This window comes from Paenarthrobacter sp. NPDC089307 (assembly GCF_040685055.1).
Classification (GTDB): Bacteria; Actinomycetota; Actinomycetes; order Actinomycetales; family Micrococcaceae; genus Arthrobacter.
The window spans coordinates 219,309-243,482 of record NZ_JBFBHE010000006.1; the positions used below are offsets into that span (position 1 = coordinate 219,309).

At 63.7% G+C, this 24,174-nt stretch carries 22 protein-coding genes; 9 read left to right on the plus strand and 13 right to left on the minus strand.

The features are described 5' to 3' along the window. The first annotated feature begins 53 nt into the window (after nucleotides 1-53). Entirely contained in the window at nucleotides 54-2,273 is a 2,220-nt protein-coding gene (locus tag AB0N72_RS16400; protein ID WP_363932947.1) for a S9 family peptidase, read from the plus strand. A gap of 1 nt (nucleotide 2,274) precedes the next feature. On the opposite strand, the gene AB0N72_RS16405 is transcribed toward AB0N72_RS16400, so the two are convergent. Both AB0N72_RS16405 and AB0N72_RS16410 read right to left on the minus strand, forming a co-directional pair. After that, on the minus strand, nucleotides 2,275-3,078 hold the full coding sequence (locus tag AB0N72_RS16405) for a class I SAM-dependent methyltransferase (RefSeq protein ID WP_363932944.1): 804 nt from the start codon (nucleotides 3,076-3,078) through the stop codon (nucleotides 2,275-2,277). A gap of 19 nt (nucleotides 3,079-3,097) precedes the next feature. Further along, on the minus strand, nucleotides 3,098-3,481 hold the full coding sequence (locus AB0N72_RS16410; protein ID WP_363932942.1) for an STAS/SEC14 domain-containing protein: 384 nt from the start codon (nucleotides 3,479-3,481) through the stop codon (nucleotides 3,098-3,100). 203 nt (nucleotides 3,482-3,684) lie between these two features. On the opposite strand from AB0N72_RS16410, the gene AB0N72_RS16415 reads away from it, so the two are divergent. Beyond that, nucleotides 3,685-5,325, plus strand: coding sequence for an ATP-binding protein (locus tag AB0N72_RS16415; protein ID WP_363932940.1), 1,641 nt, complete (start codon nucleotides 3,685-3,687; stop codon nucleotides 5,323-5,325). 156 nt (nucleotides 5,326-5,481) lie between these two features. On the opposite strand, the gene AB0N72_RS16420 is transcribed toward AB0N72_RS16415, so the two are convergent. Further along, nucleotides 5,482-5,652, minus strand: coding sequence for a hypothetical protein (locus AB0N72_RS16420; protein WP_162239598.1), 171 nt, complete (start codon nucleotides 5,650-5,652; stop codon nucleotides 5,482-5,484). Nucleotides 5,653-5,758: 106 nt separating this feature from the next. Between AB0N72_RS16420 and AB0N72_RS16425 the strand changes: the two genes are divergently transcribed. Together AB0N72_RS16425 and AB0N72_RS16430 are read left to right on the plus strand one after the other, a co-directional pair. Next, complete coding sequence (locus AB0N72_RS16425) at nucleotides 5,759-6,811, plus strand: hypothetical protein (protein WP_363932937.1); 1,053 nt, start codon at nucleotides 5,759-5,761, stop codon at nucleotides 6,809-6,811. A gap of 2 nt (nucleotides 6,812-6,813) precedes the next feature. Next, nucleotides 6,814-8,367 carry an EAL domain-containing protein gene (locus AB0N72_RS16430; protein WP_363932934.1) on the plus strand — a complete coding sequence of 518 codons (1,554 nt, stop codon included), beginning with the start codon at nucleotides 6,814-6,816 and terminating at the stop codon, nucleotides 8,365-8,367. Here AB0N72_RS16430 and AB0N72_RS16435 read toward each other — a convergent pair. After that, nucleotides 8,360-8,938, minus strand: a complete 579-nt coding sequence (locus tag AB0N72_RS16435; RefSeq protein WP_363932932.1) for a GNAT family protein — start codon at nucleotides 8,936-8,938, stop codon at nucleotides 8,360-8,362. The genes AB0N72_RS16430 and AB0N72_RS16435 overlap by 8 nt on opposite strands. Before the next feature lie 108 nt (nucleotides 8,939-9,046). Between AB0N72_RS16435 and AB0N72_RS16440 the strand changes: the two genes are divergently transcribed. Genes AB0N72_RS16440 through AB0N72_RS16450 form a run of 3 tightly spaced genes read left to right on the plus strand, consistent with a single transcriptional unit; the run spans nucleotide 9,047 to nucleotide 11,513 of the window. Next, entirely contained in the window at nucleotides 9,047-9,520 is a 474-nt protein-coding gene (locus AB0N72_RS16440) for a hotdog fold thioesterase (RefSeq protein WP_363932929.1), read from the plus strand. 8 nt (nucleotides 9,521-9,528) lie between these two features. Beyond that, nucleotides 9,529-10,872 (plus strand): phenylacetate--CoA ligase PaaK, encoded by a 1,344-nt coding sequence (gene paaK / locus AB0N72_RS16445; protein WP_363932926.1) that lies wholly within the window; start codon nucleotides 9,529-9,531, stop codon nucleotides 10,870-10,872. A 38-nt stretch (nucleotides 10,873-10,910) separates the two neighbouring features. Beyond that, complete coding sequence (locus AB0N72_RS16450; protein ID WP_089596031.1) at nucleotides 10,911-11,513, plus strand: TetR/AcrR family transcriptional regulator; 603 nt, start codon at nucleotides 10,911-10,913, stop codon at nucleotides 11,511-11,513. 807 nt (nucleotides 11,514-12,320) lie between these two features. Here AB0N72_RS16450 and paaZ read toward each other — a convergent pair. From paaZ to AB0N72_RS16490, 8 genes are all read right to left on the minus strand, one after another. Continuing rightward, nucleotides 12,321-14,420: a phenylacetic acid degradation bifunctional protein PaaZ gene (paaZ, locus tag AB0N72_RS16455; protein WP_363932922.1), complete on the minus strand. Its 2,100-nt coding sequence runs from the start codon at nucleotides 14,418-14,420 to the stop codon at nucleotides 12,321-12,323. A 130-nt stretch (nucleotides 14,421-14,550) separates the two neighbouring features. Then, nucleotides 14,551-15,279: a tyrosine-protein phosphatase gene (locus AB0N72_RS16460; protein WP_363932920.1), complete on the minus strand. Its 729-nt coding sequence runs from the start codon at nucleotides 15,277-15,279 to the stop codon at nucleotides 14,551-14,553. Between the two features lie 78 nt (nucleotides 15,280-15,357). Next, nucleotides 15,358-15,798: a hypothetical protein gene (locus AB0N72_RS16465; protein ID WP_363932917.1), complete on the minus strand. Its 441-nt coding sequence runs from the start codon at nucleotides 15,796-15,798 to the stop codon at nucleotides 15,358-15,360. Further along, nucleotides 15,795-16,391 (minus strand): GNAT family protein, encoded by a 597-nt coding sequence (locus tag AB0N72_RS16470; protein ID WP_363932915.1) that lies wholly within the window; start codon nucleotides 16,389-16,391, stop codon nucleotides 15,795-15,797. The genes AB0N72_RS16465 and AB0N72_RS16470 overlap by 4 nt, the downstream gene beginning before the upstream one ends. Nucleotides 16,392-16,417: 26 nt before the next feature. After that, on the minus strand, nucleotides 16,418-17,281 hold the full coding sequence (locus AB0N72_RS16475; RefSeq protein WP_363932912.1) for a 3-hydroxyacyl-CoA dehydrogenase family protein: 864 nt from the start codon (nucleotides 17,279-17,281) through the stop codon (nucleotides 16,418-16,420). Continuing rightward, nucleotides 17,278-18,072 carry an enoyl-CoA hydratase/isomerase family protein gene (locus AB0N72_RS16480; protein WP_363932909.1) on the minus strand — a complete coding sequence of 265 codons (795 nt, stop codon included), beginning with the start codon at nucleotides 18,070-18,072 and terminating at the stop codon, nucleotides 17,278-17,280. The genes AB0N72_RS16475 and AB0N72_RS16480 overlap by 4 nt, the downstream gene beginning before the upstream one ends. Next, on the minus strand, nucleotides 18,072-19,298 hold the full coding sequence (locus tag AB0N72_RS16485; RefSeq protein WP_363932907.1) for an acetyl-CoA C-acyltransferase: 1,227 nt from the start codon (nucleotides 19,296-19,298) through the stop codon (nucleotides 18,072-18,074). The genes AB0N72_RS16480 and AB0N72_RS16485 overlap by 1 nt, the downstream gene beginning before the upstream one ends. Before the next feature lie 132 nt (nucleotides 19,299-19,430). Then, nucleotides 19,431-20,087 (minus strand): pentapeptide repeat-containing protein, encoded by a 657-nt coding sequence (locus AB0N72_RS16490; protein WP_363932904.1) that lies wholly within the window; start codon nucleotides 20,085-20,087, stop codon nucleotides 19,431-19,433. Nucleotides 20,088-20,263: 176 nt separating this feature from the next. Between AB0N72_RS16490 and AB0N72_RS16495 the strand changes: the two genes are divergently transcribed. Next, nucleotides 20,264-20,989, plus strand: a complete 726-nt coding sequence (locus AB0N72_RS16495; RefSeq protein ID WP_363932902.1) for a dienelactone hydrolase family protein — start codon at nucleotides 20,264-20,266, stop codon at nucleotides 20,987-20,989. A 91-nt stretch (nucleotides 20,990-21,080) separates the two neighbouring features. On the opposite strand, the gene AB0N72_RS16500 is transcribed toward AB0N72_RS16495, so the two are convergent. Then, a complete protein-coding gene (locus AB0N72_RS16500) occupies nucleotides 21,081-22,544 on the minus strand; it encodes an amino acid permease (RefSeq protein ID WP_363932900.1) in 1,464 nt (487 codons plus the stop codon). A gap of 379 nt (nucleotides 22,545-22,923) precedes the next feature. Between AB0N72_RS16500 and AB0N72_RS16505 the strand changes: the two genes are divergently transcribed. Further along, nucleotides 22,924-24,174 carry an Nramp family divalent metal transporter gene (locus AB0N72_RS16505; RefSeq protein ID WP_363932897.1) on the plus strand — a complete coding sequence of 417 codons (1,251 nt, stop codon included), beginning with the start codon at nucleotides 22,924-22,926 and terminating at the stop codon, nucleotides 24,172-24,174.

The following is a 24,174-nucleotide window of genomic DNA, read 5'->3' on the forward strand; positions in this document are numbered from 1 at the left end:
GCTCTGAGCGAAATTGCTGGTTCAGTGTCGGAGACCGTCTATAGAGTGGCCCCATGAGCCACACTTCTTCTGCGTCCCCTGCCGTCCGGGAACCTGCCTTGGAGCCGCCCGTTGCCAAGCGGGTTCCTTTCCGCCGTGAACATCACGGAGATGTCTTCGTCGACCATTACGAGTGGCTCAGGGACAAGGAATCCCCGGAGGTTGTGGAGCACCTGAAGGCCGAAAATGCCTACCAGGAAGCCGTGACCGCGCATCAGGAACCGTTGCGCGAAGCGATGTTCCAGGAGATCAAGGGCCGCACCCAGGAAACGGACCTGTCAGTACCAAGCCGCAAGGACGGCTGGTGGTATTACAGCCGTTCGGTGGAGGGCAAGGAATACAGCATCCAGTGCCGTGTCCTGGCCCAAAACACGGGCGATCCCGTGGCGGACTGGACACCTCCTGCCGTGGAGGCAGGAGTGGAACTTCCCGGCGAAGAAGTGCTCCTGGACGGCAACGTCGAAGCCGAAGGCCAACCGTTCTTCAGTGTTGGCGGCGCTGCCGTGACAGTGGACGGCAACCTCTACGCCTACGCTGTGGACAACACAGGCGATGAGCGATTCACCCTCCGGATCAAGGACCTCCGGACAGGCGAACTCCTGCCGGACGTCATCGAGAACATTTTCTACGGAGTGGCCTTCTCCCCCGACGGCACCCGCCTTTTCTACACCGTGGTGGACGATTCCTGGCGCCCGTACCAAGTGAAGTCCCACGTCCTGGGCACGCCCGTCACCGAGGATGAGGTTCTCTACCAGGAGGACGACGTCGCCATGTGGCTGGGTTTCGACCTCGCCTCGGACCGCCGTCACCTTGTGTTGGGCATCGGCTGCTCCGAATTCAGCGAAACACGGCTCCTCCGCTTCGACGACTACGACGCCGGCCTCCGCACGGTCATCTCCCGCGACGAACACATCCTCTATGAGGCGGAGCCTTTCCTCCTCGACGGCCGGGAGACCCTACTCCTGACCCACAACAAGGACGCCATCAACTCAATGGTGAGTCTTGTTGATCCGGAAGAACTGAACAAGCCGCTGTCCGAGCAGGACTGGCGTACCGTCGTCGAACATTCCGACGACGTCAGGGTCAACGGCGCAGGCGTGACCTCGACGCACCTGGTCCTTTCCATCCGCAAGGACACCATTGAGCGGGTGCAAGTGCTGCCACTGGCCGGACTGGGCACTCCCGCTCAAGGCGCCCCCGTAGAGCCCGCCTTCGAGGAAGAGCTCTACACGGCCGGCGTCTCCGGATCGGACTATGAGGCCCCGGTGATCCGGATGGGCTACACCTCCTACTTCACCCCGTCCCGGGTCTACGACTTCGTGCTGCCCACGGACCAGTTGCCCGCCGGCGAGCTGTTGCTCCGCAAGGAGAGCCCCGTCCTGGGCGGCTACTCGTCTTCCGACTATGTGGCCACCCGTGAATGGGCAACCGCCGACGACGGCACGCGCGTCCCGCTGTCAGTGCTGCGTCACGCCTCGGTACAGGCGGATGGCACCGCTGCCGGCCTGGTCTACGGCTATGGCTCCTACGAGGTCAGCATGGACCCCGGCTTCGGCGTGGCCCGGCTGTCCCTCCTGGACCGTGGGATCGTCATGGTCATCGCGCACATCCGGGGCGGCGGTGAGCTGGGACGCCACTGGTACGAGGATGGGAAGAAACTCAACAAAAAGAACACCTTCACGGACTTCATCGCAGCTACGGACTGGCTTGCGGCCTCCGGACTGGTAGACCCGGCCCGCATCGCGGCGATGGGTGGCTCTGCCGGTGGGCTGCTGATGGGCGCCATCGCCAACATGGCACCGGAAAAGTACGCTGCCGTGGTGGCCCAAGTACCCTTCGTGGACGCATTGACCACCATCCTGGACCCGGAACTGCCGCTGTCCGCACTGGAATGGGAGGAATGGGGAAACCCGATTACCGATCCCGAGGCGTATGCCTACATGAAGTCCTACACTCCGTACGAGAATGTGGTGCCAACGGCCTACCCAAAGATCGCCGCTGTGACGTCCTTCAATGACACCCGCGTTCTCTATGTTGAACCCGCCAAATGGGTGCAGGCACTGCGCTCCGGGTCCACGGGATCGGAGCCGATCGTCATGAAGATCGAAATGGACGGCGGCCACGGCGGCGCCTCCGGCCGCTACGTCCAGTGGCGGGAGCGCGCCTGGGACTACGCGTTTGTGGCCGACTCCCTCGGTGCCACCGAACTCCTCCCCGGCGCCGGCCTCAAATAGCTCAGCGGGCTCGGAGGACGGCGAAGTAGCCGGGGATCACGTCGGGAGCCGAAGGGTTGCTCAGCGGACGGGTCTCGATGTTGGTTGAGCCGTCCTCCACAAGGTTCCAGTCCGCCGTCGGAAATGCCTTGGCGCGCTGGGCCGCGCCGAAGCGGCCGGGCATGGGCAAGCCCCGGATGGCCCACTCCAGCGGTGCCGGGATTGACTTCCGGGTAGCGCCGAGATGACTGACGTAGTCCACCGGGGTCCCTGGAAAATTGGTCTCGGCCAGGAAAACGCCCCCGCGACGTCCGACGACGGGCAGCAGGTTCGCTGCCATGCTGCCACGGCCCTTGCGGTCCAGCACGTGCAGCACGCCGCGGATGAAGACGTTGGCATCGCCGGTCCACCCTGCCTTTTGCAGCGCCGTTGCGACAGTCTGCGCAGCGGACGGCGCCGTCATGTCGCAGACGGCGAATGACGCCGTCGTGATGCCTGCTGACTCCTGGCGGGCGCGTTCCACGGCGTTCGCGGAGTAGTCCAGGCCCAAGGCCAACGGGAAATGCTCCGCCAGGAGCCGGGTAAAGCTGCCGTTGCCGCATCCCACGTCCACCACCGGGAGCGTCGGATCAAGGTGGGCCAGTTTGGGAAGGTAGCCCTTCAGTTCGTGGTCGCTGCCTGAATCCCACAGGACGTCACCCGTGGCGCCCGTCGAGCGCACATTGCCCCAATACTGGTCCCATGCGGTGAGCGGATCCTTGGGCGCCGCAGAAGAGAGCCTGATGAGGCGTGGGATCAGCAGGTACTTCCTCAGCGCAGAGAACATCCTCCAAATATAGGGGGCCTTACCCCTGTCCCAGCCACTCCAGTGCTTCTGTTTCGGACGTGAAGAATTTTGTGGGGCACGGAGGTTTCATGATGCCCAGGAAGAAGTTGGCGATGACCCGGTCCACCGGCGAGGAACCCCACAGGGCGATTCTGTTGGCCTGGCAAGGCTTGGCGAAGACGGAGCGGGCACCACGGGTGACGTCGTCCGTGGTTGCCATGTCCACGATCATGGGATGGCGCTCCTGGCCGCACAACTCGTTGACCCGGTCCATGGCGCGCTGGGCATCAGCTTCCTTGATCCTGGCTCCACGAGGCCACGTCAGGCGCAAAACCCCGGACTCTTCCAGGTCCAGCTGAAAAGACACCTGTTGGTCTCCCTGCGGTGTAGTGGGTTGGTCCACGATGCTCCTCATCCGATTCTGTGCACCTGGCAGTCGGGCTGCGGTTCTCCCCCAAGGCTGTCGAATCGGGCGGGCAAAGTAAAGCGTGGCCCACGACTCATCCGGCGCATTTTCCGCGGGGCGCCCGCACCGCGTCATGCCGCTGATAGGGTGTTGCCACATCCGCAATTTCCGTGGTTGGTCGTTGGAAGGGAGGGGGCCCTGTGGGCCGGAACGGTGCCGAAGTACAGCATTTCCTTTCCGCGGTAGTTGCGGATTCAGATGCGGGCCGCCTGGCTGCGACATCGGAGGCGCTGGCCGCCGCGGACTTCCGCGTATCCGCCGCCCATGACGCCAAGGAGTTGGCCTGGCTGCTCCAGCACGAGAGTCCCACGGTGGTTGTCTGCGAAAACGCGCTTGGCCAATCCCTCCGCAGCCCTGGGGTTCCGGTCCTTTTGATCCTCGGCGAGGAAGATTCCCTTGACGTAAAAGCGGTGAACGCCTTGCGGGTTGCCGACTACGTCATGAGCCCGGTCCGCAGCGGGGAAATCGTACACCGGGTACGGACACTGATTGGCCGTTCCGAGGAACGTGCCCGCTCCCGGGGCGAGATCGAGGCCCTGCGCGAAGGCCTGCGAAGGGTTTCCTCGGCCATCCGGGAAACCAACGATCCCCAATCGATCGCAGACCGGGTTGTCCACGGTTTCGGCGAAGCCCTGGGTGTGGACCACGTATGGTTCGCGACGTTCAAAGACGAACGGGTCCCCACCATCCGCGCCCAATGGAGCCGCGACGGCCGGCCGTTGCTTCCGGCCAGGCTTGGCGACAGTGGAAGCACCATCATTGAAGTGGCCAACAAGCTCTGGACCGAGGCCGATGTTCTGGCCGTAACGGACCACCGCGACGACCCCGAATCGGACATCGCCAAGGCCCTCAAAGCATGGTCCAGCGAACTCAATCCGGTGTCCACGGTGCTCCTGCCCGTGGGCGAAGGAGCCTCGGCCATGGGCATCATCCTGCTGTCCACCGTGCAGGAACGCCACGAATGGACGCGCCCCGAGATCGCGCTCCTGCAGCACGTAGCAGGGAACGTGGCACACGGACTCATCCAAGGCCACCTCATCAGCGCCCAGCAGCGCGTCCTGCACCAGCTGCGGCAACTGGACAAGGCCAAGACTGACTTCCTGGCCACCGTGAACCACGAGCTACGGACGCCCCTGACGTCCATCACTGCCTACCTGGACATGATCCAGGATGGTTCCGGCGGGCCAGTTCCCGAAGGCATCAACAAGATGCTGGACGTCATTGCCCGCAACTCAAGCCGCCTCCGGAAGCTCATCGAGGACATGCTCACGGTGTCCATGCAGGATGGCAGCAACCTCGACCTCAAACCGGTGGATATCGCCAAGCTCCTCCAAGTGGTGGTGGCAACCCTCCGTCCGCTGGCCGAGTCACGCCACGTGTCCGTATCAGTCACAGAAGGACCAGAGGACATCGAAGTCACTGCCGACGAGGCCAAGCTGGAACAGGTCTTCACGAACATCGTGGCCAACGCCATCAAGTTCACTCCCGAGGGCGGCCGCGTGGGTATCAGCAGCGCAGTATCTTCCTCCAAAGATGGAAAACGTGCGGCGCTGGTGAAAATCGCGGACAACGGCCTGGGGATTCCTGAACACGACCTCCCCCACATCCTGACCCGCTTCTACCGCGCCTCCAATGCCACCTCGGCGGCGGTTCCCGGCAGCGGGCTGGGCCTCGCGATCGCACAGGACATCATCAGCCGCCACATGGGCCGCATGGTCTTTGACTCCACGCTCGGCTCGGGGACCACGGTGTCCGTTGAGCTCCCCGTGGGCGGACCGTAGCGGCGGACCCCTGTGACAGCCCTGTCAATGCCGCGTCCCCAACAAACCCGGGCAGTCACTAATGCACGACACATTCAGAAACAAAAATTGATGCCCCGGGCAGCAACCCAGGGCATCAATTTTATGTCAAGTGGCCTCGAGAGGCTCCCCCAATATTTAGTTCGGCCACCACCCGATGCTGGTGGTGTTCGTCTTCGTAGTGGTGGTGCTGTTCGGCCACCAGCCGATTGCCGTGCTGTCCTGCGAAGGCTCGGCATTAGCCGGAGCAGCGAATCCCGTTACTGCCAGAACCGCCGCCATGAGCAGGGTTGCCGCAAATTTTTTCATCCGCTATGCCCTTTCGTACTGATGCGAATTGGTGACTGTGACTTGAATAAAGTCACGGGGCAAACTATACGAGCTTTTCTTCGGCAATGACATGGATAATGGGCACATGAATAGTCCCCACCTCGCCTCGCACCTCGTGGCCGGTCTCACGGCGCGTGCCAAATGGAAGGAACGGGACTTCGACGAGGCTTTTCGCTTGGCGGGTGAAGCCGCGGAGCTGGCCGCCGACGCCGGGGATGACCAGTCGTGGTGGAACATGCGGTACCTGCAAGCCGAATGCCTCCGTGATCAAGGACGGATCGAGGAATTCCTGCACCAGGCCACCGAGCTGAAGGACCACAGCATCACCGCATCATCGCCCGAGCTCGGCGCCAAAGCCGGAACCATGGTGGCCGTGGCCTTCCAGGGCCTGGGCCGGCTCGCGGAGGCTGCCGCCACCGCCGCCGATGCCGCGAAGCTCGCCTCTTTGGACTCCGATCTGGTGTACGTGCAGATCCTCGCCCAAAGGGCGCTCATCGCAGCCCTGGCAGAAAGCCGGATGCTCGATGACGCCTGGCGGGAATGCCTTGTCCTGGAGACACTGATAACCGACGACGTCGATGAGGACACAGCGGGCAAGGGCTACTGGGTGATCGGAAACGTCGCGTTCCTGGCGGACCGCGTGACCGACGGCGGCAGGTACCACGACCTCGCAGCCGAAAGGCTTTCGCCGTCGAAGGACGTTGATCTATGGGCGCGCTTCAACCGCGCCTCGGCGGAAATGCGGCTGCAGGCCAAACTCGACGATGCCGCCACGCTGCGCTGCATTGAGCGGGCAGAGCTGGCCACGGACATCGTGGGCGGATCCGAACGGGACCACCTGGAGATGTCGCTGGTCCGCGCCCACTGGAACTTCCTCATCGGGGACCTGAAGGAAGCACTCGCCATCCTTGAGCCCCTGAGTGCCCGCTCTTCCGTCCTGGCCACCCAAACGGCGGCCGAAGCACACTTCCTCCTTGCCAGGGCCCTGCTGGACTCCGACCGTACCGAGGACGGGCTGGCCGCTTGCGACGTCGCTGCCAGGCTTTTCGACCAGGCCGCATTGCCCGAGCGAAGCGCGGCCGTTCGCGAATACCTGCAGCAGACCGTTGGGCTGCAGGACGGCACCCACGGGGTGTGAACGTGGCCGAGGCAAGCATGTATTCCGGGAGCGATCCCCGCTTGGGGCAACTCCTCGAAGGGATCGTGCGGCTCGCTGCAGGGGACCTGACCACCAGGATCGAGATCTCCGACGCACGCGACGAGATCGACGCCGTAATCATGGGCACCAACCTCCTGGCCGAAGACCTCCAGATCGTTTACGAAGAGCTGGAACAACGCGTGCAGGCCCGGACAAAGCAGCTCAACGAAGCGCATCTTGCCATGCGGCGCATGGCCATGACCGACCCCTTGACGGGCCTCCACAACCGTTCCGCTTTCGCCTCCGCCCTCAACGAAGCCCAGGCCACCGGGACGGACGGCAAGAAGCGTGCCGCCATCCTGCTGCTGGACATGGACGGCTTCAAAGCCATCAACGACTCCCTCGGCCACACCATCGGCGACAAAGTCCTTGAAACCGTTGCCGCAAGGATCAGCGCCGCAGTCCGGGACCAGGACATGGTGGCCAGAATGGGCGGTGACGAATTCGCCGTCTTGATCCCCGGCGTGACCCCCAGCGAAGCCGCGGTGATCGGCAACCGCATCCTGGCCGAGGTAGTGGAGCCAATGGAGATTGAGGGCCAGCACCTGCGCTGCGGTGCCAGCATGGGCCTCCGGATGGCCGACCCCGGCCAACGCGCGGAGGAACTCATGATGGAAGCGGACATCGCCATGTATGAGTCCAAGGCCGACGGACGCCGCAAACTCAAGATCTTCGAACCGGAGATGCTGCACGCCCGCCAGATGCGGAACCAACTTGTGGGAGAGCTCAAAGAAGCGATCAGCGGATCCCAACTGGTGCTCCACTACCAACCAATCATCAGGCTGGACACCAGGGAAATAGAGGGCGTCGAGGCCTTGGTCCGTTGGAACCACCCCACCCGGGGACTCATCATGCCTGATGAATTCATCCCCATCGCCGAAGAGACAGGGATGATTTCGGATCTTGGCGGCTGGGTGCTCCGCACCGCCGTCGAGCAGTTGAAGCATTGGCGCAGCGACCCCCTCACGGCGCGCCACAACTTCAACATGCGCATCAACGTTTCAGCGGCGGACCTGCAGCGGCTGGAGTTTGTCGAGGACGTGCGGGAAGCCCTGGGGGCGGCCGGGCTGGAGCCCTCGCTCCTGGTCCTGGAGTTGACCGAAAGCGCCGTCATCCAGGGAAACGACCTGGACCGATACACCCTCAACAGCCTGCGCCGCCTGGGCGTCGGGCTGGAAATCGACGACTTCGGTACCGGCTACTCTTCCATCAGCTACCTGCGGCAGCTGCCCGTGGACACGGTAAAGGTGGACCGGACACTGTTGTCGGCCCTGGGAAGCGATCCCTCACAGCCTGCCCTGCTGGCAGCAGTCCTGCAGCTCATCCGGGCGTGCGGGCTGAAGGCCGTGTGGGAAGGCATCGAAACTGCGGAGCAGGCCGAGTATCTGCTGGGCATTGGCTGCACCAGCGGGCAGGGGTATTACTTCAGCAGGCCCCTTGCCGCGGCACAGCTGACCGAGCAGCTGAAGCATCACACGGCGTGGCCCGTCAGCTGATTTTCCGGGTCCATGGATGGTGCCGGTTGCGCCACTCCGAGTCCAGGATCGCGTAGATGTTCTCGGTGGCCCACTGCCCCTTGTAGTGCCAGTTGTCCACCAGGGTGGCCTCCAGGCGCATGCCCAGCCGTTTGCAGATCCCTGCCGAGCCTTCATTGAGGGCATCCAGCTTGGCATCGACGCGGTGGAAGGACAGCTGCTCAAAGGCCAGCCGCAGGACAGCTTCGGCCGCCTCCGTGGCGAAGCCGTGGCCACGTGCATCCGGGTGGAGGATCCACCCCAGTTCGGCCTGCCCGGTGCCCTCCAGCCACTTCAGCACTACCTCGCCTATCAGGCCGGGCTGGTCCTGGCGCTCGATGGCCAAGCACACCCAGTCCCCTTCCTTGGTGAACTCGAAGTTCGCGTAACGGCCAAGGACTTCCATGGACTTGGTCTTGGTCAGTTCGTGGCGGAAAAGGAACCGCGCGGTTTCGGGGAGCGACTGGTATCCATGGAAGCGGTCCAGGTCATCCACCTCGAAGCGACGCAGGATCAGGCGGTCTGTGAGAATCGGGAGCTCAATTTCGGGCATGCACTCGAGGCTACTAGGCCCGGACGAATCATGGCCCAGTCTTGACACGTGGCGCGATCTGGGATTACCTAATGAACATTCGGTAAATAAAGCTGGAGGCAATGACGCATGGTTGAAACAACCCTCTCCGGTGCATCGCACCACATCCTGACGAACGACTACGCGTCCGAATGGATGGGCATCGAGGTCCTCAAGCTCGACGACGGCCACGCCACCATCCGCATGCACCTCCGGCAGGAAATGCTCAACGGATTCGGCATGGCCCACGGCGGCATGATTTTCGCCTTCGGCGACACCGCCTTCGCACTGGCCTGCAACCCGGCCAACCCAACGCCCGAGGAGGCCGCCTCCATCACGGTGGCCTCCGGCGTCGACATCAACTTCATCAAGCCGGCCTTCCAAGGCCAGGTGATTACCGCCGTCGCGAACCGACGCGCAAGCACCGGCCGCAGCGGGCTGTACGACATCCAGATCTTCGCCGCAGCCGCCGACGCCGCCGCCCCCGGCGCCCCGTCCGACTCCCAGCCAGGGGAGCTCATCGCTGAGTTCCGTGGCCGCAGCCGTACCATCTCCAAGAAGTAGGAACCCCCATGACGCAGAACACCGTGGCCGCACCAGCTACTCCCGATTCCCAGGATGCTGTGCTGGACCGTGAAGAGACCATCTCCCGCGACGAACTCGAGGCCCTGCAGCTTGCCCGCCTCCAGCACACAGTGGCCTACGCCTACGACCGCGTGCCGTTGTACAAGCGCAAGTTCGACGAAGCCGGCGTGCATCCCACCGATCTCCGCGAACTGAGCGACCTCGGCAAGTTCCCTTACACCACCAAGGAAGACCTCCGCCTGGAGTACCCGTTCGGCATGTTCGCCGTGCCCCAGAATGAGGTTGCCCGCATCCACGCCAGCTCCGGCACCACCGGACGGCCCACGGTTGTCGGCTACACCAAGAACGACCTCGCCAACTGGGCAACGCTTGTGGCCCGCTCCTTCCGGGCCTCGGGTGTCCGTCCCGGCATGAAAGTCCACAACGCCTACGGCTACGGGCTCTTCACCGGCGGCCTGGGCGCCCATGCCGGCGCCGAAGCCCTTGGCTGCACCGTCATCCCGATGTCCGGCGGCCAGACCGAACGCCAAATCCAGCTCATCCAGGACTTCAAGCCGGACGCCATCCTGGCCACGCCCACGTACCTGCTCACCATCGCCGACGCCATGGCCCACATGGGTGTCGATCCCACCTCCACGTCGCTGAAATACGCGGTGCTCGGCGCAGAGCCGTGGACCGAGGAAATGCGCCACGAACTCGAAGTCACCATGAACATCAAGGCCTGCGATATCTACGGGCTCTCCGAGGTCATGGGCCCGGGCGTTGCCGGCGAGGCTGTTGAGACGCAGGACGGCTGCCACATCTGGGAGGACCACTTCCGGCCGGAGATCATCGACCCCTTCGACCACTCGACAGTCCTTGCGGACGGCGAACCCGGCGAGCTTGTTTTCACGTCCTTGACGAAGGAAGCGCTGCCGATCATCCGATACCGCACCAAGGACCTCACCCGTCTGCTCCCCGGCACCGCCCGCCCGGCGCACCGCCGCATGGGCCGCATCACCGGCCGCAGCGACGACATGATCATCCTCCGCGGCGTGAACCTCTTCCCCTCGCAGATCGAGGAAATCGCTTTGAGAATCCCGGAGCTCAGCCCCCACTTCCAGCTCGAAATCACCCGCCCCGAGGGCAAACGCATGGACTCGCTGACGGTCAGGATTGAACGCCGCGAGTCAGTCTCTTCAGAGGCAAGCACGACGGCGGCACACACCTTGCGTGAGCAGATCAAGATTCATGTTGGGTCATCTTGCGTCGTTGACGTCGTGGAGCCCGGATCCCTTGAGCGCTCCAACGGGAAGCTCCGCCGCATCTACGACCTTCGTCCGAAGGGCTGAGTCACTTCCGTTCGCGGAGATCGTGAGAAAATGCCAGCATGCCTACTGAGACCACCACCAAGCGCGGACGGCCCGGTTATGACCAGCAGTCGGTGCTCCGCATCGCCGTCGACGTCTTCAACCGCCACGGATACGACGCTACGTCTATGGGCATCCTGGCCGAGAACCTCGGGATCTCGAAGTCAGCCATCTACCACCACGTGCCGTCCAAGGGCGATCTCCTGAAGCTCGCCCTGGACCACGCGTTGGGTGGCCTGGAAGCAATTCTTGAAGAGCCGGCCGCCACTTCGGGGCCGGCCGATGCCCGGCTGGAGTTCGTCCTGCGGCAGACCATTGCCGTGCTGGTGGACCGGCTGCCGTTCGTCACGCTGCTGCTGCGCTTGCGGGGCAACACGGAGATCGAACGGGACGCTTTGGAACGTCGGCGCGCGTTCGACCACAAGGTGGCTGAGCTGATTTCGGCTGCCCGGGAAGACGGCTCGCTGCGCCAGGACATCGATCCCCGCACCGTCACGCGCCTGTTGTTCGGCACCATCAACTCGATCGTCGAGTGGTACAAGCCCGGCGGCTCGCTGTCCCCGGAAAAGCTCGCCGACGACGTCATCACCATGGCCTTCGACGGGCTCCACACGGCCGCCTGACGCTCGCTCACGTCCCGCCCCCTTCCGGGCCGACCCTCGCTCACGAACCACCCCCTCCCCGGCCAACCCTCGCTCACGAACCACCCCCTTCCGGGCTGACGCTCGCTCACGTCCCACCCCCTTCCGGGCCGACCCTCGCTCACGTCCCACCCCCTTCCGGGCTGACGCTCGCTCACGAACCACCCCCTCCACGGCCAACCCTCACTCACGAACCACCCCTCCACGGCCAACCCTCACTCACGAACCACCCCTCCACGGCCGAGCCGCTTTGCCGAGTGCCGCCGTCGAGAGCTTTAAACGGTTACTCATGGCACAACTCAGAGCCCGCCGTCCAGGGTGGAGGAACGTCGATTCTGACGATTGGCCCTATCACCGGGGCCTGCAATGTGGTCACGCTGAAGCACCCGAAACCTGCAGGAGGGTTGGGCTGAAGCGCCCGGGATGTGATCGAGGGTCACGCTGAAGCACCCGAAGTGTGCAGGAGGGTTGGGTTGAAGCACTTGGACGTGATCGAGGGTCAGGCCCAAGCACTTGGGACGTGATCGAGGGTTGGGTTGATGCACCGGTACCTGCCGGAGGGTTGGGCTGAAGCACCCGAAACGTGCAGGAGGGTTGGGGTGAAGCGCCCGGGATGTGCAAGAGGGTCAGGCTGAAGCACTTGGGATGTGATCGACGGTTGGGGTGAAGCACTTGGGATGTGATCGACGGTCGGGGTGAAGCACTTGGGATGTGATCGAGGGTGGGTTAACGCGCGATGCTCCCTCCCGCCGAAGCGGGAGGAAGCATCGTGCTGCCGTGAAAGGGGGCCTACTTCTCCACGAGGGTCAGGACATCATAGGTTGCCACGATCTCGTCGTTCTGGTTGGTCAGCACGGCATCCCAGGCAACCTCGCCATATTCGTCGGTCTCGCGCGGCGTGATCTTCTTGGCGGTCAAAGTAACGCGGATTGAGTCGCCCGCCGCAACGGGGGTGATGAAGCGCAGGTTCTCCAGGCCATAGTTGGCCAGGACGGGACCCGGCGCCGGCTCCACGAACAGCCCGGCGGCCCAGCTCAGCAGGAGGTAGCCGTGTGCCACGATGCCCGGGAAGAACGGGTTGGCTTCGGCGGCTTCCTGGTTGGTGTGCGCGTAGAAGGTGTCGCCAGTGGAGTTCGCGAAAGCAGTGATGTCCTCCAGGGAAACCTGCCGGAGCTCCGAGCGAACCGCATCCCCGATCCGCAGCGTCGCCAAGGACTTGCGGAACGGGTGCTCGCCCTCGGTTTCCACGGTGAAGTTGCGGTCGGCGCCGGTGTGCCACTGGCCCGTGACGGCGGTGAGCATGTTGGGCGAGCCCTGGATGGCCGTGCGCTGCATGTGGTGCAGGACGGAGCGGATGCCGCCCAGTTCCTCGCCGCCGCCAGCGCGGCCGGGGCCACCGTGGACCAAGTGGGGCACGGGTGAACCGTGGCCGGTGGAGGACCGCGCATCTTCACGGTTGAGCATATGAACGCGGCCGTGATGAGCGGCAATTCCGGTCACAAGCTCGCGGGCAACGGCGGGATCGTTGGTGCACACGGAAGCCACCAAAGAGCCGGAACCACGGGCAGCGAGCCGGATGGCGTCGGAAAGGTCTGCGTAACCGATCACCGAAGAAACAGGCCCGAAAGCTTCCAGCGAGTGAACTTCTTCGGCTTCGGCGTCGGCCCAGCTGAGGAGCACGGGCGACATGAACGCGCCGTCTTCCACCACGCCCACGGCGCCGCCAACTGAGGTGACCGACGGCGATTCCAGCGATCCGTACGCAAGTTCACCACCGGCGTCGAGCATTGACTGCACAGCTGCGCGGACGTCGGCGAGCTGTTCCAGGGACGCGAGGGCGCCCATGGTGACGCCCTCGGCGCGCGGGTCGCCAAGCACGACGCGTTCGTTGATCCGGGCCCCGACGGCGGCAGCGACGTCGGCGGTCAGTGCGGCAGGGACGATGATCCGACGGATGGCGGTGCACTTCTGCCCGGCTTTGACGGTCATTTCGGTGACGACGGCCTTGACGAAGGCGTCAAACTCGGCGGTGCCGGGAACGGCATCGGGGCCGAGGATGGCGGCGTTGAGCGAGTCGGTTTCGGACGTAAAGCGGACACCGCCCTGGACCACATTGTTGTGCGACTTCAGTGAGTTGGCGGTGGACGCCGACCCGGTGAAGGACACGAGGTCGCGGTAGTCGAGTTCGTCCAGGATGGTCCGGGCGGAGCCGGAGATCAGCTGCAACGAACCTGGGGGGAGGATTCCGGACTCAACGATTGCTTTGACCGCGTCAGCAGCAACATAGCCCGTGGGCGTCGCCGGCTTCACAATGGTGGGGACGCCGGCCAGGAACGCGGGAGCAAACTTTTCCAGCATGCCCCAAACCGGGAAGTTGAAGGCGTTGATCTGCACCGCGACACCGGGAATGCGGGTGTAAATGTGCTCACCCGCGAACGAGCCGTCCTTGGACAGTATCTCCATGGGACCGTCCACCACCACCTGCGAGTTGGGCAGTTCGCGGCGGCCCTTTGAGCCGAACGTGAAGAGCACGCCGATGCCGCCGTCAATGTCGATCATGTTGTCGATCTTGGTGGCGCCGCTCTGCGAGGAGGACGCGTACAGCTCTTCGCGCCGGCCGTTGAGATACATTGCCAGCTCTTTGAGCTTGAGCGCCCGCTGGTGGAAAGTCAGCTTTCCCAGTTCCGTCTGGCCTGTGGTGCGTCCGTAATTGACGACGGCGGCAAGGTCCAGTCCGTCGGTGCTCACGTTGGCCAGGACTTCTCCGGTGCTGGCATCGCGGACCGGGACTTTTTGCGCGTCAGGTGCAGGAGTCCACCACGCATCCTGGACGTAGCTGGGGACGGTGGCAACGGCTGTGGTTTCCGGGGCGACTGCGGTAGTGGTCATCGTCGACGGGTCCTTCCAAGGCACATGAAATCGGCACGGTCATGCATTGTCGGAGATCAACATTACTGACCGGCCGTTCGGTAATATATACAGGGTACATGAATGCCCGGGAGAGTACAGCAGTTATTTCTCAGCCCCGGAGGTCCGCCCCGGCCCCCACTTTGGCCCGGACAGCGCTCAACTCCAGCGCCGAAACCCCGTTCGCCGATAGGAATGCAGGAACGTCAACCGATGCCAGGAAGACCCGCAGGCTAGCCAGCCGTTCCGCCAACATAGCCTCCAGCTGCTCGCCTGGAAGGTAGGGATCATGCGCGTGGGGCGCCCCGTGGGTCCGATGCCGCTCGTTGATACCGCGGGCAGCGAGCTCGTATCCCCTAAGAATTTCGCCGTCGCTTAAGCCGGCAAGCCGTTGCAACATCAGCGCGATCATTCCGCTGCGGTCCCGGCCGGCCGAACAATGAACCACCACCTTCCCTGGGGAGGCGGCAATCGCCTTGAACACGGCGGCGATCTTGTCCCCGAACAGCTGCAGATAGTCGCCATACTGCGCCGGGTCTTTCAAATAGGGGCCGAACAGCTCACCGAACTGGCTGTGGTCCGGATCTTCCGTTGGGCAATGGACGACGTCGATGCGCGCCTTCACCTCGGCGGGCACTTCGGGATCCGTGTCGCGTTGCCGCCGCTCGCGCGAGGCGCGGAGGTCGATCACGGTGCGGACGCCGTCGTCGTACATTTGCTGCCAACCCGCCGCGGTGACCCATTCGTGGCGGCCCATCCGGTACACGTCCCCGGCAATCTTCCATGCATTGACGGCGCCGTCCCAGTGGACATGTTGGTGAGCTGAAGAAATCCCGTCCATAGGAGCCAGCTAAGCACACAAGGGCGGAACCGTGGCGAACTGCCGGCTAGCGGGGCAAAGGCCTGCAGCACGGTGTTCTCAGGCCTTGACGCGCCGGCGGTACAGGATGTTTCCTACCAACGACACAGAGCCGCCGATTATCAGGACTACGCCAAGCAGCGGAAGCAGAGCCACCGCTTTCTTTGACGAACCTTCAAGGGGGATTTCGAGCGTTCCGGCCACGTCATCGGGATGGTAGCTGACATCGATGGACTCCCCTACCTCGTACGCGCAGGGCTTTGCGCTGGTGCCTGGCGGGGTCCGGTAGGTGACGCCACCAACTTCGACATCAGCGATGGGTTCACACAGTCCTTTGCCGCTTATTTTCTGCTCAACCACAGTCCCTTGCACGGTCACGGTCCCCTGGGGTGGCGCCGCATTGTTCATGACAAGCAGCCACAAGACGCCGAGGACGATGGTGATGACTGCAGTGCGGAGGCTGAATCTGGGCTTGCGGTATTCGCTGCTGTCCCCGGTCATGCGCCGTACTTGGCCAGCCGGTACTCCAGGCCGTTCCGCACCGCCGGCCACTCGTGCTCAAGGATGGAGAACACCACGGTGTCCCGAAGCACGCCGTCCTTGGTGCGCGAGTGGTTCCGCAAAACCCCGTCCTGCTTGGCGCCGAGCCGGGCAATGGCGTCCCGGGACTGCTGGTTCAGCCAGTGCGTGCGGAATTCCACGGCCGGGCAGCCCAAGGTTTCAAAGGCATGACGCAGCAGCAACAGCTTGGAATCCGGGTTGGTTCCCTTGCCGTGCACCGATGCCGCGTTCCACGTGGAGCCGATCTCCACGCGAGGCGTCGCGGCATCGATGTTCATGTAGGTGGTCATGCCGATGACCTTGCCCGTTGCGTTGGATCGTGTGGCGAACGGCAGCATGGAACCCGCCTCCTGAAGCGCCAGGCGACGATCAATCTCCGCGGCCATCCCCTCCGGCGTGGGCACAGAGGTGTACCAGAGCTTCCACAAGTCACCGTCGCGGGCAGCCTCCACCAAACCGTCATGGTGCTCTGGCGCCAACGGTTCAAGGGTCACGAACTTGCCGGTCAGGGTGATGGGCTCGAATGAAGTCACCCGGCTAGCCTAACCGGCTGCGGGGCTTAGTCGTTCCAGTCGAAGAAACCCTTGCCCGTTTTGCGGCCGAGTTCTCCCCGCGCCACTTTGTCACGAAGGATCTGCGGCGGCGCAAAACGTTCACCCAGCGTGGAGTGCAGGTACTCGGCGATGCCAAGCCGGACGTCCAGCCCCACAATGTCGGTAGTTTTCAGCGGACCCGTAGGGTGCTTGTAGCCCAGGACCATCGCGGCATCGATGTCTTCCGCGGAGGCTACGCCTTCCTCGACCATGCGCATCGCTTCCAGGGCAATGGCCACGCCCAGCCTTGAGGAGGCAAAACCAGGAGCGTCATTGACGACGACGGCGGTCTTGCCGAGTGCCTCCGTCCAGTTCTTCGCCGCAACAGCGAGTTCGGGAGAGGTCTCCTTGGCCAGCACCACTTCGATGAGGGTTGAAGCGGGCACCGGGTTGAAGAAGTGAAGACCGACGAAGTTGGCGGGCCTGCGGAGTTCATTGGCGAGTCCTGTCACAGACAACGATGACGTGTTCGAGGCCAGGAACGCCTCGGCAGACAGGTGGTCCTCCACGGCTTTGAGCGCCGTGACCTTGAGATCGAAGTCTTCGGGGACAGCTTCCACCACAAGGCCGCAGTGGATGAAGGACTCGTAATCAGTGGAGGTACTGAAACGGGACATTGCCTCTTCAGTTGTTTCACTGAGCGTGCCGCGGGCCGCGGATTTTGCCACGGCGTCAGCCACGCGGGTGTGGGCACCCGCTGCTGCCTCATGATCGCGCTCCACCACGATGACCGTGGCACCCTTGGTGAGGAAGGCATGGGCAATCCCGGCACCCATCCGGCCTCCGCCAAGGACACCGACGACGTGCGGGATGGTGGGTACTGCTGTCATTTCTGTGTCCTGTCCTGCGCCGGGGCGTCTGCGTCCTTGGCTGACTTCTTATCGAGAAAAGCCTGCATACGGTCGAACTTGGCCTGGGACTCAAAGAGGATTCCCTGGGCCAGGGTGTCAATCAGGGGGTGGGCATCGGCCGGTGCGTGGAACACCGATTTGGTGATGCGCACGGCCATCGGGTCCTGGCGGGCAATCCGGTCCGCCAAGGCATGCGCGGCCTCCATAAGCTCAGGTGCCTCGTAAATCCCTGTGATGAGGTTGATCCGGAGCGCTTCCTCGGCCCGCAGCACGGCCCCGGCCAAAAGTATTTCCTTGGCCTTGGGCTCACCGACGAGTTCCTTGAGGCGCCAGGTGGCACCGGCCGCGGCCAGAATGCCCAGGCCGGTCTCCGGGTTTCCGATCCGGACGGCCGGGGTGCCGATCCGGAAGTCGGCGGCATAAGCGAGCTCGGCTCCCCCACCGAGGCAATATCCATCCAGGGCCGCAATGACCGGCATGGGCAGCTTGGCGATGCGGACAAAGATCGTGGAATTGATCCCCTGCAAAGCATCGTCCCGGCGACGTTCACGCAGCTGTCCAATGTCTGCGCCTGAAGCAAACACCCCATCGGTTCCTGCGATGATTAGCACTTTGGGATTGCGTTCCAACTCGGCGCAGACGGCGTGGAGCTCATCCACCATCGCCTGGTCGATCGCGTTGCGGACCTCGGGCCGGTTCAGGAGGACGATGAGCCGGTCTTCGCGTTCCTCGATCAGGAGCGCTGTGAAGTCTTCGGGATTCAGTGCCATTACACGCCTTCCAGCAGCATTGCGGTGCCCTGCCCGACGCCGATGCACATGGTCGCCAGGCCAAGCTTCGGTCCGTTGGCCGAGGCCAGTTCCCGTTCCATCCGGCCCAGCAGCGTGATGGCGATCCGCGAGCCGCTGGAACCGAGCGGGTGTCCCAAACTGATGGCGCCGCCGTCGTTGTTGACGATTTCCGGGTCCAATCCGAGGCGGCGCATGCTGGCCAGGGACTGGGTCGCAAATGCCTCGTTGAGTTCCACCGCACCGAGCTGGTCGACGGAGAGGCCGGTGCGTGCCAGGACCTTCTGCGTGGCGGGGACCGGGCCGATGCCCATGATTTCGGGCTCGCAACCAGCCGATGCGCCGTCGATGATGCGGGCGCGCGGGGTGAGGCCGAACTTCTTGATGGCGGCCTCGGAGGCGACGATGATGGCCGACGCGCCATCGTTAAGGCTTGAGGAGTTGCCTGCGGTCACCACGGAGCCGCCCGGAACGACAGGCCGAAGGCCTGCCAGGACGTCCATGGTGGTGCCTTCGCGCGGGCCTTCATCGGTGTCGACGACGGTCTCGGACTTGCGGGTCTTGACCGTGACGGGGACGATCTCGTCCTTGAACCGGCCCCCGGCAATGGCAGCGAGCGCGCGCTCATGGGAGCGGACGGCAAACGCATCCGCGTCCTCGCGGGAAATGTTGTCCACACGGCCCACTTCCTCGGCCGTTTCGGGCATGGAGTAGGTCATCTTGCCGTCACGGGAGAGCTCACCCTTGCTGAACAGCGGGTTGGTGAAGCGCCAGCCGATGGAGGTGTCGAAAATCTGGCCCGGTTTGGCGAACGCCGTGGCGGGCTTTTCCTGGACCCAAGGCGCACGGCTCATCGACTCGACGCCACCGGCAACCACGATGTCCGCAGCGCCCGACTTGATCATCTGGCTGGCCATGATGATCGCACTCAGCCCCGAGGCGCAAAGCCTGTTGACCGTGATGCCGGGGATGTGGAGGGGAAGTCCAGCAAGAAGCGTTGCCATGCGCGCCACATTGCGGTTTTCCTCACCGGCGCCGTTGGCGTTGCCGAGGATGACCTCATCAATGGAGTCGGGATCGACGCGGGCACGCGCCACTGCTTCCCGGACCACCAACGCTGCCAGGTCATCCGGGCGGACGGAGGACAGCGCCCCACCGTAGCGACCTACAGGCGTGCGGGCGCCGCCAACAAGAAAAGCCTCGACCATGAGAACATCCTTCGCGAAAGTGAAAGGGACCGGCACGGAATAATATACCGACCGTTCGTTCTATAAAGATTACACGGCCCAGCGGGACGGTCAACAGATGAAGCTCTCCGCCGGACCGTCCCACACCGCCGCTTAGACCACCCGGATTCCCAAATGCCCGGCCAGCAAGGGCGCCATGAGGCTCAACTGATAGTCATCAATAACCGCTCCGGCAAGCCCTGCCAGGCCATTGACGCCGCGGAACTCCGTGGTCCGCAGGTCCACGTCCTTGAGCTTGGCGCCCGTGACGTCCAAGGTACCGATGGTGCAGTTCTTCAAAGCCACCCGCGTCCCCGTGCAACCACCGAGGTCGAGTTCGTTGATGATGCAATCCGAAATCTGGACATCCATGAGCTTGGAGCCACGCAGGTTCACGTAGTCCAACTTGCCGCCGTCGATTCGGACAGACCGCCAGGTCCCCTCATAAAGTTCGGCTGAACCCCACCGGGGGTTGGTAATCTCAACGTCCTGCCAGGATGTACGCGCGGCCGTGAAGACGGGCGCGTACGGCTCAGCGAAAACGCACTCACGGAACGTTGCCCCGCGCAGTTGGGCCTCGTTGAAGGACACCCCATTGAACTCGCACTCAATAAAATCCGCGCCACTGAGTTCCTCGCCGTCAGCCGAGACACGGGTGAGCCGGACGCCGTCGTACCTTTCACCACGCTGGAAGTCCGGGGCGTCGTCGTCGCGCAGTTCCTCCAGCCGCACCGGGGAGATCTTGGGGGCCGCAACCTTTGCAGCCGCCATCAGAGCGCCGCCACCTTCCCGGATTGCTGCCGAAGGCCCGGCATGCCGGGGCAAACCTTTCCCGGTCCGGCGTTGATATGCTGCGTCAAAGTAGGGGGTAGTTCCATGGTTCGAGCCTATCCCCGGCCACTGACAAAAGATTGCCGTCCGCTGAAACCACAGTGAAAGGCCAACCCATGGTCACCATCGATCTGAGCGTCAAGAGCAGGGCTGCCGGGGGCTCATCAGCACTCAAGGGATACCTGGCCGTCCCCAATGGAGCAGGGCCTTTCCCGGGCGTGGTGATGATCCACGAAGCCTTCGGGCTGGACGACGTCATGCGCCGCAACGCGGACCGGATGGCCGCGGCAGGCTACCTGACCCTCGCGGTGGACCTCTACAGTGACGGCGGCGCCAGGCGGTGCCTCGTAGCGACGATGCGGTCCGTGCTTTCCGGCGAGGGGCGGGCCTTTACGGACATTTCAACGGCCAGGGCCTGGCTCCGCGATGACGAAAGATCCACCGGAAAAGTTGGCGTGATCGGCTTTTGCATGGGCGGGGCTTTCGCCTTGCTCGCCGCCAACGATGGCTTTGACGCAGCATCCGTCAACTACGGCCAACTGCCCCGTGACCTGCACAGCGCGCTTCAAGGCGCCTGTCCCATGGTCGCCAACTATGGCGGCAAGGACCGCACCCTGCCAGGAGCCGCGGCAAAGCTGGAAAAAGCCCTCACCGACCTCGGCATCGAGCACGACGTCAAGGAATTTCCGACGGCGGGCCACGCCTTCATGAATGACGCGCCCATAGGGCCCAGGCCGCTGAGGCCGCTCATGCGGGTGATGGGGATCAAACCCGACCCGGCAGCCGCTCCCGAAGCCTGGCGGCGTATCGAAGAACATTTCGCGAAACACCTGAAGGACTGAATGGTCGACACAAAAACGGCGGGCGCCCCCTCAAGGTGAATCAATCACCCAAGGAGGCACCCGCCGTCGAGCGCTTACGCAGCCTGGAGCGTCAGCTGTAAAGCTCACTCTTAGGCTGGTTGTTCTTGACCTTCTGCCAGCCAAGCCACAGCACCAGAGCGAAGAACGGAATGGTGGCCAGGGTCCAGAGGCCCAGCAGGAAGACCTCCCCCGTTGCCTTGTCGGTCATGGTGTCGAAGCCGATCAGCACGGTGATGGCCAGCAGCGCAACCAGACCCAACCAGCTGGTCCACGGCGAACCGGGCATGGGGAGGCTGGAGACCCGGCCGTGCTTCTTCCGCAGCGCAATCTGGCTGGCGAAGATGGAGCCCCACGTGAAGATGACACCGATGGAGGCCGTGTTCAGCGCGAGGTCGAACGCGTGCGAGCCGCCCAGCCAGATGTTCAGCAGGATGCCCACGAGGTACACGCCGCCGATGGCCAGGATGGCCGCGTACGGCACGTGGCGGGAAGACATCTTGGTGAGCCACTGCGGTGCGTGGCCGTTGTTGGCCATGGTCCGGAAGATGCGACCGATCGAGTACAGGCCCGAGTTGCAGGAGGACAGCGCTGCGGTGATGACGATCATGTTCATGACATCGCCCATCCAGCCCAGGCCCATCTGGCCGAATACCGTAACGAACGGCGAGGTGCCGGCCACGTACTGGTCCGAGGGCAGCAGCATGGCGAGCAGCGTCACGGAACCGACGTAGAAGACGACGATACGGATCACGACGGCGCGGATCGCCTTGGGAACTTCGCGTTCCGGGTTCTCCATCTCACCTGCGGTGATGCCAACGAGTTCGATGGCGTTGTAGGCGAAGATCACGGCGTTGAGGACCAGGATCATTACCAGGCCGCCCTTGGGGAACATGCCGCCGTCTTCGTGGAAGAGGTTGGCAACTGAGGCGTGGCCCGCACCTACCTTGGCGTTGGTGACCACCATGAAGGTGCCCACGGCCAGGAAGATCACGATTGCCGCGACCTTGAGGCAGGATGCCCAGAATTCGAATTCGCCGAACGCCTTGACGCTGAAGAGGTTCACGGCCACCAGCAGCACCAATGCTGCGATGGCGGACAGTTCAATCGGGACGTTCGGGAAGAAGAACTGGAAGTACAGGCCGATCGCGATGAGCTCGGCGATGCCCGTCATGGCCCAGTTGATGAAGTACATCCAACCGGAGAGGAAGGCGCCCTTCTTGCCGAACATCTCGCCGGCGTAGCTCACGAAGGAGCCGGAGGTCTGGCGGTACATGATGAGTTCGCCCAGGGCGCGCATCAGCAGGTAGGCGATGACGCCGGCAATGGCGTAGGAGAAGATCAGGGCCGGGCCGGTGGAGGCCAGGCGGCCACCGGCACCCATGAAGAGGCCGACGCCGATGGCGCCACCCATGGCGATCATGGTGACGTGGCGGCGGCTCAGGGTCTTCTTGTAACCCTCGGCGCTGAGGGAGGAACCGACGGCGGTGGTTGAGGCCGTCTGGCTCTTGAGATCTGTGGGAGTACTTTGCGGCACAGCTGTTCCTTGTGGGTTGGGGTATTGCTGTAGGGGTTTCGCCCAGTGCCGGAACACGGGCGGCTTTGGCACACATAATTCGAGCTTTCCTGCTTTGAGGGCCCCGAAGTGTGACAAAGAACGCAGAACGCCGAAGCTTCGCGCAACCCGTCTATCTTACGGCATGTGACGCGGAGCCCGTGACGCAGGCAACAGGACGCCCCTCGTTAAGAGCAACGCGGGGTCAGATTTGGCCCATCCGGAGGGTGAACATGGGCCATATCTGACCCCGCGTTGCAGTTCTCCAGGGACTCTCAAATGGATGGCCTAAATAAAACTTTTCGGTATGCCTAAATTTCGCTATCCTCGTAATGAGAACCCCCAACGACGAGGAACCCCGATGGCTACACCCACCCTGGAAAAACGTGCCACACCCGGCAGAGTATGGTCCCGGCTCCTGCTGCTCGGACCAGCCTTCGTGGCTGCCATCGCCTACGTGGATCCAGGGAACGTCGCAGCCAACCTCACTGCCGGTGCCAACTACGGCTACCTGCTGGTCTGGGTCCTGGTGGTTGCGAACGCCATGGCAGTCCTGGTGCAGTACCAATCCGCCAAGCTCGGCCTCGCCACGGGGATGAGCCTTCCGGAAATCCTGGGAAAGCGGCTGGGTACCAAACGCCGGCGCCTCTACTGGGCCCAAGCCGAAATCGTCGCCGGGGCCACAGACATGGCCGAGGTAATCGGCGGGGCCGTTGCCCTCAACCTGTTGTTCGGACTACCGCTGCTCGCCGGCGGAGTGATCGTCGGCGTCGCCTCCATGCTGCTGCTGGCGTTGCAGTCCCAACGGGGCCAGCGCTCCTTTGAGTACGCAATCCTGGTGCTCCTGGGGATCATCGCAGTGGGCTTCGTGTCCGGACTGTTCGTCAATCCCCCGGACGCAGGGAGCGCCCTTGGCGGCCTGGTTCCCCGCTTTGAAGGCACGGACACCATCCTCCTGGCGGCGAGCATGCTCGGAGCCACCGTGATGCCACACGCCATCTACCTCCACTCGGCCCTTGCCCGCGACCGGCACGGCTTCTCGCCTGACCCCGCCATCCGGACCCGGCTGATCCGCGCCACCCGCACGGACGTTGTGGGCGCCCTCCTGCTGGCAGGAGTGGTCAACATTTCGATGCTCCTGCTCGCAGCTTCGAGCCTGCGAGGCATCGAAGGAACAGACACGATCGCCGGAGCTCACGCGGCCGTCACCTCAGCCCTGGGTCCCGCGATCGGAGTGGTGTTCGCCATCGGCCTCCTGGCGTCCGGGCTGGCATCCACATCGGTAGGTTGCTACGCCGGCGCCACCATCATGGGCGGTCTCCTCAAGGTCCGCATCCCGTTGCTTGCCCGCCGGGTCATCACGCTCATTCCTGCCCTGATCGTCCTGGGCGCGGGCATTGAACCGACCCTCGCGCTGGTCCTGAGCCAGGTATTGCTCAGCTTCGGCATCCCGTTCGCGTTGATCCCCCTGATCCGGCTTACCGGCAAGAAGGACGTCATGGGTCCGCACGCGGATTCCCCGCTATTGCGGATCGCGGGCTGGACCAGCGCCACCCTGATTGTCGGACTGAACTGTGTCCTTATCACCCTGACCTTGAGCGGCCAATCCTGA

Coding starts and splice junctions, on each gene's coding strand:
- AB0N72_RS16400 (WP_363932947.1), top strand. CDS start 54: ATGAGCCACACTTCTTCTGCGTCCCCTGCCGTCCGGGAACCTGCCTTG.
- AB0N72_RS16405 (WP_363932944.1), bottom strand. CDS start 3,078: ATGTTCTCTGCGCTGAGGAAGTACCTGCTGATCCCACGCCTCATCAGG.
- AB0N72_RS16420 (WP_162239598.1), bottom strand. CDS start 5,652: ATGAAAAAATTTGCGGCAACCCTGCTCATGGCGGCGGTTCTGGCAGTA.
- AB0N72_RS16425 (WP_363932937.1), top strand. CDS start 5,759: ATGAATAGTCCCCACCTCGCCTCGCACCTCGTGGCCGGTCTCACGGCG.
- AB0N72_RS16435 (WP_363932932.1), bottom strand. CDS start 8,938: ATGCCCGAAATTGAGCTCCCGATTCTCACAGACCGCCTGATCCTGCGT.
- AB0N72_RS16440 (WP_363932929.1), top strand. CDS start 9,047: ATGGTTGAAACAACCCTCTCCGGTGCATCGCACCACATCCTGACGAAC.
- paaK (WP_363932926.1), top strand. CDS start 9,529: ATGACGCAGAACACCGTGGCCGCACCAGCTACTCCCGATTCCCAGGAT.
- AB0N72_RS16450 (WP_089596031.1), top strand. CDS start 10,911: ATGCCTACTGAGACCACCACCAAGCGCGGACGGCCCGGTTATGACCAG.
- paaZ (WP_363932922.1), bottom strand. CDS start 14,420: ATGACCACTACCGCAGTCGCCCCGGAAACCACAGCCGTTGCCACCGTC.
- AB0N72_RS16460 (WP_363932920.1), bottom strand. CDS start 15,279: ATGGACGGGATTTCTTCAGCTCACCAACATGTCCACTGGGACGGCGCC.
- AB0N72_RS16465 (WP_363932917.1), bottom strand. CDS start 15,798: ATGACCGGGGACAGCAGCGAATACCGCAAGCCCAGATTCAGCCTCCGC.
- AB0N72_RS16475 (WP_363932912.1), bottom strand. CDS start 17,281: ATGACAGCAGTACCCACCATCCCGCACGTCGTCGGTGTCCTTGGCGGA.
- AB0N72_RS16480 (WP_363932909.1), bottom strand. CDS start 18,072: ATGGCACTGAATCCCGAAGACTTCACAGCGCTCCTGATCGAGGAACGC.
- AB0N72_RS16485 (WP_363932907.1), bottom strand. CDS start 19,298: ATGGTCGAGGCTTTTCTTGTTGGCGGCGCCCGCACGCCTGTAGGTCGC.
- AB0N72_RS16490 (WP_363932904.1), bottom strand. CDS start 20,087: ATGGCGGCTGCAAAGGTTGCGGCCCCCAAGATCTCCCCGGTGCGGCTG.
- AB0N72_RS16495 (WP_363932902.1), top strand. CDS start 20,264: ATGGTCACCATCGATCTGAGCGTCAAGAGCAGGGCTGCCGGGGGCTCA.
- AB0N72_RS16505 (WP_363932897.1), top strand. CDS start 22,924: ATGGCTACACCCACCCTGGAAAAACGTGCCACACCCGGCAGAGTATGG.